Origin of the sequence: Endozoicomonas numazuensis, assembly GCF_000722635.1 — a bacterium.
Lineage (GTDB): Bacteria > Pseudomonadota > Gammaproteobacteria > Pseudomonadales > Endozoicomonadaceae > Endozoicomonas_A > Endozoicomonas_A numazuensis.
This window is the reverse complement of the sequence record NZ_JOKH01000003.1, coordinates 694815-709740: the sequence shown is the minus strand read 5'-3', so window position 1 is coordinate 709740 and position 14926 is coordinate 694815. Positions and strand designations below refer to the sequence as shown.

Annotated in this window: 5 protein-coding genes; 2 read left to right on the top strand and 3 right to left on the bottom strand. The window is 48.5% G+C overall.

Features of this window, described 5'->3' with window-relative positions; translation table 11 throughout:
- Positions 1 to 249 precede the first annotated feature (249 nt).
- The gene (locus GZ78_RS15860; protein WP_034837870.1) at positions 250 to 1275 is read right to left on the bottom strand and encodes a quinone-dependent dihydroorotate dehydrogenase; all 1026 of its coding nucleotides are present in this window, start codon (positions 1273 to 1275) and stop codon (positions 250 to 252) included.
- 206 nt (positions 1276 to 1481) lie between these two features.
- Between GZ78_RS15860 and GZ78_RS15855 the strand changes: the two genes are divergently transcribed.
- Positions 1482 to 5585: a hypothetical protein gene (locus GZ78_RS15855; RefSeq protein ID WP_034837868.1), complete on the top strand. Its 4104-nt coding sequence runs from the start codon at positions 1482 to 1484 to the stop codon at positions 5583 to 5585.
- Positions 5586 to 5596: 11 nt separating this feature from the next.
- Here GZ78_RS15855 and GZ78_RS15850 read toward each other — a convergent pair whose 3' ends face one another.
- Together GZ78_RS15850 and GZ78_RS15845 are read right to left on the bottom strand one after the other, a co-directional pair.
- The gene (locus tag GZ78_RS15850) at positions 5597 to 8374 is read right to left on the bottom strand and encodes a hypothetical protein (protein WP_034837865.1); all 2778 of its coding nucleotides are present in this window, start codon (positions 8372 to 8374) and stop codon (positions 5597 to 5599) included.
- Between the two features lie 67 nt (positions 8375 to 8441).
- A complete protein-coding gene (locus tag GZ78_RS15845; RefSeq protein ID WP_034837862.1) occupies positions 8442 to 13268 on the bottom strand; it encodes an NAD-glutamate dehydrogenase in 4827 nt (1608 codons plus the stop codon).
- Between the two features lie 690 nt (positions 13269 to 13958).
- On the opposite strand from GZ78_RS15845, the gene GZ78_RS15840 reads away from it, so the two are divergent.
- Entirely contained in the window at positions 13959 to 14921 is a 963-nt protein-coding gene (locus GZ78_RS15840; protein ID WP_034837860.1) for an AAA family ATPase, read from the top strand.
- Positions 14922 to 14926: the final 5 nt, after the last annotated feature.

Sequence of the window (14926 nt, the reverse complement as noted above, 5' to 3'; positions counted from 1 at the left end):
ATACCAATCAAACTTTCAAACCCCGTTATGAGCAAGCCATTTGAGTCCAATAGGCAATACCCACAGGGCATAAAGGCGGGGTGAGGAGTCATAGCCGTAGCTATGACGACGATCCCCAACGCAGAATATTGGACTCAAATGGCTGCACAATAGGGGATTTTGAAAGTGCGATTGGTATTATTTATCAGGGCACCCTCATGAATCTCTCAGAGAATAGAGCCTTTATCTCAGCTCTATCACAAAAAGCTTTCAACCATGATCGCAGGAATAAACGGCTTCCGCCGCTTCACGAATCAAAGAAGGCCCCTTGTAAATGAAGCCTGAGTACAACTGAACAAGACTGGCACCTGCTCTGATCTTGTCTGCTGCCGTTCTGGCATCCATGACACCGCCTACACCAATGACAGGCAGTTTTCCGGAAAGCTCTGAAGATAATAACTTGATGACTTCAGAAGAACGATCGCTCAGTGGTGCACCACTCAGTCCACCCTGTTCATCTGCATTCGGCAAACCCTGCACAGCATCCCTGGAAAGAGTTGTGTTGGTAGCAATAACACCATCCATCTCATAGGACACCAGCTCACGAGCAATTTCTGCAATTTCGACTTCATTCATATCCGGTGCAATCTTGACCGCTATCGGCACCCTGCGACCGTATTTATCCGTCAATAAAGCCTGCTCTTTCTTTAATGCGTCCAGCAGACTTTTCAGAGCATCACCAAACTGCAATTTTCTCAACCCGGGCGTATTGGGTGATGACAGGTTAACCGTGATGTAACTGGCATGAGGATAGACTTTTCTCAGACACATCAGGTAATCGCTTTCTGCGTCTTCCACGGGTGTATCAAAGTTTTTGCCAATATTAATGCCGATGATGCCTTTGTAATGACACTTGCGGACATTCTCAACCAGGTGATCAACGCCTTTATTGTTGAACCCCATACGATTGATCAGAGCCTGACGTTCCGGAATGCGGAACGAACGAGGTTTCGGATTGCCCGGCTGAGGACGAGGCGTCACAGTACCCAGCTCAATATGACCAAACCCCAGGCTACCGAGTCCATCAATACAGTCTGCATTTTTATCCAGACCAGCAGCCAGACCCACAGGGTTCTCAAACGTGAGACCCATAACCTCCCTGGGACGGGAAGGCACAGATGGCACAAAAGTATTGGTCAGGCCGAGCCGCTGGCCCGCCCCTATCATCTCTAATGCTACATCGTGTGCATTTTCTGCAGAGAGACAAAATAACAACTTTCGGCCCAGTTGATACATGAAAAGCCCCGGATAATTCAGATAAACCCGCGAAATTATACGCGGCTTCATCTTGAAAACCAGTGTTGTTCACTGTTTTTATAACTTCCGATTTTATATCCCTAACCAGACGGGCAGTAATTCTGACCAAATTAGCAATCTAACACCATTCATAGTGTCTCAAATCATAAAGGACCCCCATATCCAATAATGGCAGGAGGCCATGAATGCTAGATGCACTGATAGGAAGCCTTCCCGCAGGAACAAGCTGTACAGGCAACCCTCACATCAGCCTGAAATCGCTGCAGACCCCGATTGGTTTTGCACGTACCTATTTGTCTAGCCAAAAAGCAGAGCCAGACTCCATCCCCTTTAAAAAAGACCTGTCCGAGCATTCAGTGACCCGGTCAATGCCGACAATAAGGCTTGGCAACCACACACCCTCTGTTCATTCAGAAAGCGAGTACCCCTCTGAAGTATCCAGTGCAGAATGCCCTGAAGAATCCCTGGCATTTCACTCTCTGAGTTCCACAACAGAGTCAATACCAGTCACTGAAACAGAATCCGATGATGACGAAAAATATGAAGAAGCTGAAGACAACCCACTCTGGATTCAGGAGCATGACAGAAGGCTTGCGCAAGCGGCCACCCATCATCCATCCATAAGCAAAGACCACTGGACATTCTCCAATCACCAACGGGAAACGCTGATTAAAGAATACCCCGACCTATTGAATGCTTTCAGACAAGAAGGCATGAGTAATGACATCATTTCCATGATGCACCCTTACGGCATTCTGGAACTGATTCTGGAGGAATGCCCTGAAAGTGGTTTTGCCCTGCTGAAAGAGAGACTGCTGGCCCTGGCGACTGACGTAGAAAAAAACTGGTGGGGCTTCACATCCTCCAAACCAGAAGCCAAAAAAAAGCTCGAGGCTTTAGTCCATCTGCTGGAAGCCCATCAATACGAAGCTCTGCTGGAAGGGTTACTTGAGTTTGAAACCACCCACGGCAAAGCCCCTTTTTATCATGTTCTCCACGAATGCTTCGTACATAACACCAGTACAGACCCCTTCAAACCAGAGAGTGCCGGAACCTATCCCGTTGCTGAAAGTCTGGCCCAAAGCATTCAGCTGAAAAAAATGACCTCCCAGCAGGCCCTGGAAGAACTGTATCTGCCTCCTCCGAGAGATTGGAACAACCGCTCACTACTGGCGGAGACATTGACCAGTAGAACACCTCAAATCGTGCACGATCTGCTTCTGGATCGATGCAGTTCTGATATTAAAGCGGCTCGAAAAAAGATGCGCTCCGGACAATGGCAGAGTCGCCAGCAACTGCAGTTATTATCGAATCGCCTTAACTTTATTGCGGTGATGCCCTGCACCCCTGAAAACCTCACTGAGTTCATTCAGAACCCTGCTCATCAAGAGGTTCGGGAACACCTGGAAATTGAATGCCGTAAGCTCTATTTCAAACAGCGCTACCAGCATCTGATGAACACAGAATTATCTGAACGTTCCATCGACGAGCTTAATGATATTGAGCAACAGGTAGACTACATGCTGGCTCTGAAAGGGCATCAGGAACTACCTAGCGGGTTTTCAGCTGAAATGCTGAAACAGTTAGCGCATTTTTCTCATGCGCTTCAGCTTGTTCGTTTCATGAAACTGGAACAGGAAGAGCCTCTTATAGAACGGACCTTTATGCTGACCCCACCCTCAACCCGGCATCTTATGGAGGTATTAAATGCCGGCAGGGAAGATACAGAGATGAAGCTGTATACAGCCATTGACCAATACCGTGATCATCTGAAGGCGTATCACAAAAAACCAAGCTACTCATCCATAGTCGCCTACCAACAAAAACATCATGACCTCAGGTTGGCTCAGGAAGAACAGGTGATGGCAGAGACCAGAGTATTAATAGAATACCCTGAGTCAGTCCCCGTGATGTCACCAGATACTTATCAGGGCAACATGAGACTGCTGAGAGCTATGGATCAGGCCCTGCAGGAAACAGCCCCGGTCAGGCCCGTCAACTCCGGTAAAGAGGCGGTCATGGCTGTCGGGTATCAGGTGATCTGGCCCGGCAGACAACCACTGAACGATAAGCTGACCGAACTGCAACACCTGAAAGACCTAAAAACAGTGGGATACTCATTCAAGGAAGAACTACTCAACACTTGCACCGCTATTCCGGGCTCTGCGAATGGCATTTGGAGCAGAGTGTCCAGCATTGTTCAACCAGCGGCCAGTCAGGTTCAGGATTGGTACAGTGGTAAAAGCAGTGCCTGGAGTATTCTTACAGGCATTCATGGCAGCTATGCAGAGCTGGAAAAACAGGCGGCAGAGACACTGTCCGGTGTGTTAGCGATTGCAGAGAGAAATCCACGTTTATTCAGACGCCTGGTAGGCGACTCTGCCCAAACCATTGAACAGCTGAAAATACTGGTCGGTACCGGCAATGCAGGATTAGTTTCACAGCTTCAGGCGAGGCTGTCCGCTGAATCAGCGGCCTCATACTTTGCAGGCGACGAAGCCGTTATTGAAGAGTTCAACTTTAGTGATAACCCTCAGAAGGCAGCACTGCTGAAACAGTTCCAGTTTCTGTTGAATGTTTCAGACCTTGCCCTGAAAGGTTCTGTGGCTCTGAACTTCTTTTCAGATTTGTCTAATCATACTGCGGGGTCCAGACTGGGTAACGTTATCGGACTCACAGCAGGAACCCTGATTGCAGGCCCGGCAGGTGGAGCCGTTGGCTGGACCGTTGGCGGATTAGTGGGTGCCATTGCTACTGCAACCACCCATGCAACTGGAGCCATTGCTATTCGCGAAGGCGTCAATCAACTGGACGGCCGAGCCGTTCGGGCTCTGAATATGCTGATCAACTACGGACCTGCCTTTGCCTATGCATCCAGCCCAATGGATGAACTGGCTCTCATTGCCAGAGGCGTTGCTAAAAAAGAAGGTCTGACAAGAAATGTTTTTAATGTTTGCTTTAATCCCATTCGGTTCCGTTACAACCGATTAACAGAAGCCATTCGGGCCTATAACGACAAAGAAACCGGAGCCTTCGGCCGGCTGGCTGTTGAAGGTGCAAAATCTCTGATTATTCTGGGCGGGTCCGTAGCGGCAGGTTTTCTGGTAGCAGGCAGCACCTTCTATGGAGGCCTGCTGGCCGTTGCATTGTTACCCATAGCCAGCTCCAGTCTGGCCTTTATTGCCACAACGCTCACTGCCAGCAATATGATAAGTCGACTTATCAATTACCTGGATCATACGGAGACGCTGATTCATTCAGCCAAAGACGTCTATCACTATTACCAGATGCTGTTGCCAGAGGGAACGGATGAAAGGGCTCGTATTGAAGCTCACTGCATGGAATCTTCAAGGCGCATGATGGCCAAGATGACCGCTCAGAGCCCATTCAAACAATACCTGCGCGAGACCATTACGGCAGAAGTGGCCAACACATACTGGGATCAGTGGAGCCAATGGCGCCCTTCCGAAGAAGATAAACACCTGGTCGATACGGTCAACACCGGTGTCGAAAAGGAAGTCAGTGAATGTGACGAGTCAAGAAAAGGGCTGGCAAAAGAAATTCTGAAACATCAGAAAGCTTTGATGATCTTTAAAAGATATAAAAGTCGAAGCGATTCACTGAGTAAAAACCAAACACTCTTCAAAACGTTCACCAGTGAGCTCACTAAAATAGGTATTACACCTCCAGAGCTACAACGGGGAATAGGTTATTACATTCAGGATCAGCTACTCGAAATCCCTCTGGCAATCACTCGTCATTGCGGAACCCCAAATCCAGGAACCACTCAGTCTGCCATCGAAAAGACCCTGGAAAACACTTTGAGACAAACGATCAGGGGTCACTATCTATTGAGACTGGCGGCGCTGGGTCGACCGGTCAAAAGAGTTCTGAATGATGATAACACTTTTACTCTTGAGCCTCTGGAGCGTGAGGATCTGGTCGCCGTCAAAAACAGGGTCATGACGCAGTTGCACAATAGCCTTGAGCACGATATTTCGTCCGCCGGCCTTGAGAGGCTTCATCTGGCTGTTCAAACTGCCGGAAAGAACATGGAAGACAACTTGGGTAATCACAGAGCAGTCAGTATTGATCAGGTAAGCAGTGCATTCGCAAACCAGCTGGAACAGCAGGGTAGAGATATGGCAGAAGTTGAAAGACTTAGAATTTCTCGCTTCCAGCAACAATTAAAAGAGAACCCTGACTTTCAGAACATGACCGAAGAAGAGCGGGCACTGATTGTTGATCAGGCCGTTATTACTCTTCCCGGAATAGAAGAAGAGGAGTAATAGCTCAACTTTCAGGTACTCCGTTGCGGTCCAAGAAAGACTTCTCCTCGTTCTATAACAAAATCAGCAGTCTTCTGTTGTCTGGCCTCAAGCTCTGATTGATGCAATTCTGGGCCGAACGGGTTGGTGTCATTCGCTATTTTCCGGGTGAAATTTTGCAGGTGCAGAACATTTTCTCTGGCTCCCGTCAGGCCACTGTAACGCATGAAATGTGGGCTGGCAGCAGCATCACCGGCTACGGTCACTGTCAGGTCATGTCCATTGGCGCTCTGAGTCACGACATTGCGCTCTACCCGATGTTGTTGAACCGGGAAAGCTGCAGCAAACTTATTATTGATTTTGTCTGATGTGGCATGTAACGAATCGGGATCATCGATACCATAATAATGGGCAACGGCCTGGAACCAGGCTTTATGCACAGCCTTGAGCCCTTCCCTGACTTTCTTCTCAGCCTGTTTACCAGACTCTTCAACACTCGAAAGTTCTGTAGAAAATGCCACGTCGATTTCAACTTTCTTCTTTATAGCGCTTTCAAGCTTTTTACAATATTCATCAAAGGGCTCTGGTAACTCCATTCCGATATACACCAGGTTCTTATTTTCAAAACAGCGGGTTTGCATACCCTGATTCAGGGTAAGGCGTTCCAGCTCTGCAAGCTGCTCAGGCTTTATTTCAGACTTAATGGTGTCTGAAGATCCTGGTAGACTCTCGAGTTCTTTGGCGAGCCTTTCCCGAAAGTGCTGATGGAAGTCTTTGCCAAAGACCACCATTTCTCTGAAATCCTGAAACGTATCCAGTCCCGGGTTCGGCAACTCCTGTCCTTTTTTTCCTTCCCAGCTGCACACACCATACGGTTTGGCATTCGTGACGGTTTTATCTGTCATGAACTTGTCCCGCATCAAGGTATTCTTACCTCCGGCACAGATCAACATGTCAACCGGACGGTGCTTGATGCGCTCCTCAGGCGTATACCTGGCAAGGTCGAATGTTTGTGAGTCTTTTTGCTTGGCGACATCATAAGCGGGGTTGTAACGGGCTTTTACCTGATAGCCACCGACATCTGACTCAACCTCTTCCAACTCAAAAGCTGCCAGACGTTCCAGACTGGGTGGTTTGTCTGGATCAGACTTCTCATCATAATTACGAGCCATCAACTCTGTCAGCCGATAATGAAGCCCTTCTTCCAGACGGTGTGTGACAATCTCACCAAAACCATCGGCCCGAACAACCCCTTTACCTTCTGCCCCTTCTCCAAATAACTCGTAATAATGCTCACCCAGATAAAACTTCAGCATGTCCATCCATTTAGGATCCAGCCTAACAACCTGTACTCTGTCGTATTCAGTACTTCTCTTCTCAAAAATAGCAACATCCGCACCGGCCTCAAACTGTGAAAGCGCCAGTATCAGTCCGGTAGGGCCAGCCCCTTCTATGGCTATCCGTGGGTGGACTTCTTTTCCATCAACCTGTTTGACCTTTTTATGTTGCCCTATCAACCAGTCAAGCTGTGCCAGATCGATTTCCTCACCTCTTAACGAGCCGATTTCCTGAATTTTCTGCAACTTGGCGTGATGTCCTTCATCGCCCGTCCAGTGATCCAGCTGCGACAACAGCTTGAGATCCCAACGTCTACCCGCAGTCAGTTGGATATCCAGCAAAACCCGCCGGGACTCAGCTATCAACATGCCTTCTTCTTTGGTCAGCTCCCCACCTGCTTCAAGACGGCCTCTAATCTCCTCCACATTCAATTGAGGTACAGCCGCTGAGAGCTTGTCCAGATGCACTCGTATCTGAGCTTGCTCTTGTTGTAACTGACGCTTCAACGGCTCCATTCTACCCAGTGCGAATCGTGCTGTTAGATCAGGATGCTGAGACAGGGCTTGTAAAAAGTGGTAGCTCTCTTTAATCACTAATTCTCTGGGGTGACCATGAATTGAAAGCTCTGTACGGGTGGCATTATCAATGGTTCTGTCGACAATTCTAGCTATAGCCTTGTCACGATGTGTGCTGGGCAAGTCATTCCATTCGGACAAAACCTGATGGTACCCATTTTGTGACAAACGCTCTGGCAGGGAATGGATAATTTCCTGAATCACCTCATTAACCAGATCCTGATAGCCATCAGGTTGACGGGTGTTGTTAAAATGCTGTTGAAGAGTCTGAACACTCTGATGAAGCTCACTGCTATCGGGTATTCGATCAGGCGCCAGTATGAGCGTGGTGTAGTAGCCCTTGAGCGCTTCACGGGCATTAAAAAGAGAGACGCCTGGAATACTTTTCACCAGTCTTGGAAAAGCTTTTATGCCCTGCTCAGCTTCACTCAGCATGACTCCAATCGCTTCGGGTCTTTGAATGGCAGCGAGACTTTTTTCCCTGATTGTTTCCCTCTCCGAGCGGCTGAACCCGGGAATAATTCCAGAGGCTACATCCTCTACCAGACGTTTTTTATCCTGTTTAGTCAGCCCATTGTCGCCAAGTGCTAATAACACCTGGTCGTGCAGCAGAGCTTTTGCTTCTCGCTCTCTGGCTCGGTACTCTCTGGCGGCTCGAGTAGGAGAAAGCAATGTAACCAGCCTTTTTAGCAAGTTCCCCCGGGGTTTGACATGAACGACTTTACGTCCCCGGAAAGAGCCCGTTTTTTCACTCTTAGAAATAGCAGAGGGTGCAATCACCTCTACCCTGCCCGACTCTCCGTTTTTATGTATGGACTCCAGATCCTGAACATTCTGCATTAGAGCAGTAAATTGAGAACCCTGACCAATCGGCCCACCAGCGCCTCCCATACTCATAGCTACAGGCCTCCTTGCCTGAATCATTACCTATATACAACAACCTATACAGGGGTAACGGTACTGCTTAATAATGCGTGACCGAGTGCATACTGGCCTGAGCCAAGTCCATTAGCTCACGGTTGGCCACAGTAAACATGGCCATTTCATGCACACTGGCATTACGAATTTCAGACAACATGCTCTGCCAGCGGGCGACTAATGCATGATGTTGCATCATCCACTCATCCAGCTTCAGGTTAAGCTCTTGCTCTTCACTCTCAGTATTGAGTAAAGCCACCGTCAAGGCTCTCTGCTGCCAGGTCAATTCATCCCGAATACTGTCCCGAGCCAGGGACTGCCAGTGATTAACAACTTCTATATTACCCAGCTGAATGCTGTACCAGTTAAGCTCAAGCCGTTCACCCACGGCAAAATAAGTCTGGGCCACCTTCTCAATAGGTTGTCCCGTTTGATCTGCTGCCTGAATAATGGGCAAGGCGCTTAACAGGTGCCTCAGGCCACAGACGACTTTGGCCAGATTCTCAGGCACCTGATTATTGATCATCTGAGCCATTTTACTATCAAGCTCTTCTCGCTCGGAATCACTGAGATATTCAGTAAAAGATTCGGTAAAGCTACTGATCAGCGGTCCGAAATGCTCAATACACTCTGCAGCCACCAGATCCTGACGCTTGAGTCGGATAAACCAACGACTGGCCCGACGGGTCAGCTTGATTAATGACACCATCATTTGTTGCTGCATACTGCTTGTGAGCTGATAGTCCAGATTTTCGATGGTATGCCAGTAATCTGAAATACCAAATACATCCCGACTTACCATAAATGCCCGGGCTATCTCCGGTGCACTAGCCCCTGTCGTTTGACGAACCCTGAGCACATAAGTGATGCCCATCATGTCGATCAAATGGTTGGCTATCTGGGTCGCAACAATCTCCCTTCTCAGACGATGTTCATCAATCTGTTTTGAGAATCTCTCTACCAGAGTATCCGGGAATGACGTATGCAGTTCATTCGTCATATAAGGTTCATCAATCACATCTGAACTGATCAGAGCTTCCTTGAGATCGGCTTTACTGTATGAAATCAGCAGCGACAGTTCAGGACGTGTTAGCCCCTGACCCGCCCCGACCCGCTCTGCCAGAGCTTCATTATCGGGCAGAAATTCTATAGACCGGTCAAGCTTGCCATCGCCCTCCAGATACTCCATGAAACGTTTATACTCATCCATCCGATACCGGGCTTCTGACTCAGCCAGAGAGAGTGCCTGAGTCTGGCGATAATTATTGGAAAGCACCAACCTTGAAACATCATCGGTCATACTCTCCAGCAGCCCATTACGCTGCTTCACCGTCATGTCACCACTGGCGACAATATCATTGAGAAGAATTTTGATGTTCACTTCATGATCAGAGCAATCCACACCACCGGAATTATCAATAAAATCGGTGTTCAGCGCACCACCCTGCAGGGAATACTCGACCCTGCCCAACTGACTCAGACCCAGGTTACCTCCCTCGCCCACTACTCTCGCACGGAGTTCACAACCATTAATACGCAGAGGGTCATTGGCCTTGTCACCTACATCGGCATGACTTTCGTTAATGGCTTTCACGTAGGTGCCAATCCCGCCATTCCAGATCAGATCGACCGGTGACCTCAATAAAGAGCGGATCAATTCGTTAGGTGTCATTCGGCCAGCTTTGATATCAAAGCGTTCCTTCATCTCTGCCGACACTGCAATGGACTTGGCATGCCGGGAGAAGATTCCGCCGCCCTCCGAAATCAAGGAAGCATCGTAGTCCTGCCAGCTGGATCGCGGAAGATTAAACAACCTTTGTCGCTCAATATAACTCCGCTCTACGTCCGGGTTAGGATCTACAAAAATATGTTGATGGTTAAAAGCTGCTACCATTTCCAGTGTTTCTGAAGAGAGCATGCCATTACCAAAAACATCGCCGGACATATCCCCGACGCCAATGACCGAGATCGGATCTTTCTGAACATTGACGCCTCGTTCTCGAAAATGACGCTGAACCGAAACCCAGGCTCCCCGTGCCGTAATCCCCATTTTCTTATGGTCATAACCAACACTGCCTCCCGAAGCAAAAGCATCCCCTAACCAGAAACTGTATTCATTGGCGATCTTATTGGCGACATCAGAAAACGTAGCAGTGCCCTTGTCAGCCGCTACAACAAGATAAGTGTCATCATCGTCATAGAACACTACCGACTCAGGATGAATAACATCCGATTCAGACAGGTTGTCGGTAACATCGAGCAGAGCCCTGATAAAGGTCTGATAACAGGCAACCCCTTCTTCCATGATGGCTTCGCGATTACCATCCACAGGTAACTGTTTGGGTACAAAGCCACCCTTTGCACCGACAGGTACAATCAACGCATTCTTGACCTGCTGAGCTTTTACCAGCCCAAGAATCTCGGTACGGTAATCTTCTACCCGATCAGACCAGCGCAGTCCGCCACGAGCGACTTTGCCACCCCGTAGATGGACACCTTCAACTTTGGGCGAGTAAACAAAAATTTCATAGAGCGGGACGGGCTTTGGAATATCGGGAATATCCCTTGGCGACAGCTTATAGGAGATATACGACTTTGATTTACCATCAGCATCAAGCTGGTAAAAATTGGTTCTTAGCGTAGCGGTAATGACACTCTGGAAACGACGAATAATACGGTCTTCACTGAGTACTGTGACCTGGTCCAGTGCTTCCAGAATGGCTTGCTGAATCTGCTGTTGCCGCCCCAGCCGTTGCGTCTTGGAGAGCGAGAGTTCGGGATTAAAGCGAACCTCAAATAACTCCACCAGCATCCGGGTGATGTCTATATTGTTGCAGAGTGTTTCCGCTATATAGCTTTGACTGAATCCCATCCGAATCTGTTTGATGTATCGGGAATAGGCTCGAAGCATCGCCACCTGACGCCAGTTCATACCACAAGCCAGCACCAACAGATTAAAGCGGTCATTTTCCGATTCACCGAACCAGACTTTTTCAAAAGCGCCTTTGAAAGTCTTATCAACTTTTTGGATATCCACCGACTTCTGTGGGTCATAGCTCAGTAAAAAGTCGTGAATCCAGATCACCTGCCCATCATTCTTTCGAATCAGATAGGGATACTCAGCCAGCACCCTGAGTCCGAGGTTTTCAATAATGGGAATCTGGTCAGCCAGGGGCAAAGGTTCGACATAATGATAAAGCTTGAAATGAATTCGACCAGGTGCATCATCCAGAGAACGATAGAACCCCATAGACAATGACTCTTGGTCATTGATGCGTTCAAAGTGTTCTACATCCACCACGGCTGACTCGGGTGAAAACGCTTCCTTGTAACCGGCAGAAAACCCTGACGCATACATGGCAATCAGTTTATTGCCCTTGGCTTCTCCATAAGACTCCAGGAGTGCCGAGCGAACCTCATCAATCCAGGAGCTGGTGGCCAGTGTCAGCTCATCATTAATCGCTTCCAGGTCGTACTCAATTCGACCACGCAGTTTGAAGATAAAGTGCACTCTGGCCAGAACGGATTCTGAAAAATGCGTCGTAAACTCAGAATCAACCGCATGGAGCCGTTGGCAAAGAATTTCTTCCATCTTGATACGAAGGTTGGTGCTGTATACATCTCTGGGAACAAACACCAACGCCGAACAAAAAGTGCCATAAGGGTCCTGACGAATGTAAATCCGAATTTTCTTACGTTCCTGAATTCTCAGGATGGACATAGCCGTGGTAAACAGCTGATCTCTGGGCGTCTGAAACAGTTCATCACGGGGGAAAACTTCCAGAATCTGCTCCAGCTCCTTGCCATGATGACTCTTAGGATCCAGCTCAGATCGCTCGATGACTTCCTGCGTTTTATGGTTGATATAAGGAATGGAAAAAGGACTCTGACGATATACCGGAGAAGTATACAAACCAACAAGACGAGCCTCTCCCACCACGGACCCGTCATCAGCAAACTGCCTTACCGTAATAAAGTCAGGGTAAGCAGGGCGATGAACACTGGATCGAACCGCTGCCTTGGAAAAAGACAGCCAGTCTTTCTGCTCAAAAAAATCTTTTTCTATGAAAGGTTCAAGTTCAAGTTGGCCAATCTCTCCTTTATGGGTGGTTCTCAATAAACCCAGTAAAGAGTCCGAAGGACGGATAATCTGTCGTCGTCCTTCTGTTTCAACCACTTTCAATTCTTCATAGCCAAGAAAAGTGAAATTATTATTCAATAGCCAGTTCAGGAATTCCTTCACCTGTTCGGCCTGCCCCCCCATCATCGAGCTGGCCAGATGCTCCACCCGGCTGTACATAGGCCGGTAATCTTGAACAACCCTGACCACATCGGCCATCACTGCAGCGACCTGCTCAGCAATCACATCAAGCTCTTCTTCATTATCCTGACGATCTATTTCAACATAGATAATGGCTTCTCTGTGAACAGATGCCTCGGCATCAAGATCAAAAATCAGGTTAAAATGACGGTCTCTGCGGTTATGAATGACAGTATTACGCAGGTTATGAATGGTCAATCCCCGCTCATTCAGTTTCATCCGCAGGGAGTCCACCAGAAAAGGCATATCGCGGTGAACCAGGCGAAGAATGGTATGAGTTGAGTGCCAGCCATGGTGTGGATAATCTGGATTGAGTACCTCTATGCCCGGACTGTCAGGGTCATGATGCTGGATAAACTTCCAGAACGAGAGGGTTGAGCCCAGAAGATCCCGACGCTTGCATTTATTCAGCTCCCGGCGGGTATCCATGGAGTAGTACTGGTAAACAAACTCGCGAAGGGCTTCTTTTTGTTGCTCGGGTATTTGGTTGCTCAACTTCTCAACAATCTTGTCCAAATACTCCTTCCGTTCCAAAGTTTCGTGATGACCCATGCTGGCATCTCCGGATAAGAAAATGTATTGCCAGGGGCCGCTGACGCCTTAAATAAGCCTGAAAATGCCTACGTCAACAGCTTCTGAATGTCGCCTGATCCTGATCAAGAAGCAAGCTGACAGGGGCTGGAACTATAAACAACTTCGTCGCCTGAAAAAGAAACCTTCAGGAACAAACTCTGTCTAAAGAAAATACACCAGACCTGTTATCAACTTATCGACCTTTGCTCTCATATAAAAGAGCCTTGGAGTCTCTGTCCACAAATCGAAAAGAAGCTGTCAGTTAACTGACAGCTTCCCTTGAACTACTAGACCTTGGCGGCCACTGAACCTATATTACAAGGTCTCTACTTGAACTATAGGTAAAGGCCGGAAGCTTTGCCCAACTGGACTTTGACAGTGGACTATCAGCTACCTTGGGTCGATGAAACCAAGGTAGCCGAACAGGAATTTTGTCCAGACAACAAAGAACAGTAAAAGTCCTGTCCATTTTTGGTCAGCTTTCAAAGCAACAGGTAGAGCAGGACAACCCGTAACAGTTGACAGTATCCGGGCCTTAAAAATAAACAGGTATAAGGCACAGATTGACACTGTTCGGATACAATAACGAACTCACATAAACAGAGGCAGCTGTCAGGCAGATATGGCCACCCAGACAGATGCCAGGAGCCACCCGGGATACAAGATTCTATGTCTCACAATTCAGTACTGAATGAACTCAGACAATACCTCTGTAGCTGCATTATCGGACAGGAGCACCTGGTTGACCGTTTGTTGATAACCCTGTTGGCCGATGGTCACCTTCTGGTTGAAGGCGCTCCGGGTCTGGCAAAGACCCGTGCCGTCAAAGCACTGGCCGATGGCCTGGAAGCGGGCTTTCACCGTATTCAGTTCACGCCGGACCTGCTGCCTGCAGACGTCACGGGTACCGATATTTACACCCCGGAAGACGGCAGTTTTCGTTTCCAGCCTGGGCCCATTTTTCAGAATCTGGTACTGGCCGACGAGATCAACCGCTCTCCCGCCAAAGTCCAGTCAGCCCTTTTGGAAGCCATGGCAGAACGCCAAGTCAGTGTGGGCCGAAAAACCTATCCACTGCCTAAAGTGTTTATGGTGATGGCCACCCAGAACCCCATTGAACAGGAAGGAACCTACCCGCTGCCTGAAGCCCAACTAGATCGTTTCCTGATGCACGTTCGGGTCAATTACCCCGATGTAGAAGCCGAACGAAAGATTTTACAACTGGCTCGTGGCGAAGCCATAAAACAATCTCCGGTCAAGCCTGACACCCCACTGACTCAGGCCAACGTTCTGGGAGCCAGACAAGAAGCTCTGGCTGTTCACATGGAGCCTGTCGTCGAGGAATATATTGTTCAGCTGATCAATGCTACCCGTCACCCTGCTCTTTACGATGATCGCCTGAGCGAATATCTAGACTATGGAGCCAGCCCCCGTGGCACCATTGCCCTTGATCGCTGCTCACGTGCCAGAGCCTGGCTCAACGGCAAAGACTTTGTCAGCCCTGACGACGTCCAGGCTGTTGCCCATGATGTTCTGCGACACCGACTGCTGCTGACCTTTGAAGCCGAGGCAGAAGGTAAAGATGCTGATCATATTATTGATCAGCTACTGAACCGGGTTCCCGTAGCCTGAACCAG

What these genes read in the sequence shown, in the direction of transcription:
- GZ78_RS15855 (WP_034837868.1), top strand. Translation starts at nt 1,482, where the DNA reads ATGCTAGATGCACTGATAGGAAGCCTTCCCGCAGGAACAAGCTGTACA.
- GZ78_RS15860 (WP_034837870.1), bottom strand. Translation starts at nt 1,275, where the DNA reads ATGTATCAACTGGGCCGAAAGTTGTTATTTTGTCTCTCTGCAGAAAAT.
- GZ78_RS15840 (WP_034837860.1), top strand. Translation starts at nt 13,959, where the DNA reads ATGTCTCACAATTCAGTACTGAATGAACTCAGACAATACCTCTGTAGC.
- GZ78_RS15845 (WP_034837862.1), bottom strand. Translation starts at nt 13,268, where the DNA reads ATGGGTCATCACGAAACTTTGGAACGGAAGGAGTATTTGGACAAGATT.
- GZ78_RS15850 (WP_034837865.1), bottom strand. Translation starts at nt 8,374, where the DNA reads ATGAGTATGGGAGGCGCTGGTGGGCCGATTGGTCAGGGTTCTCAATTT.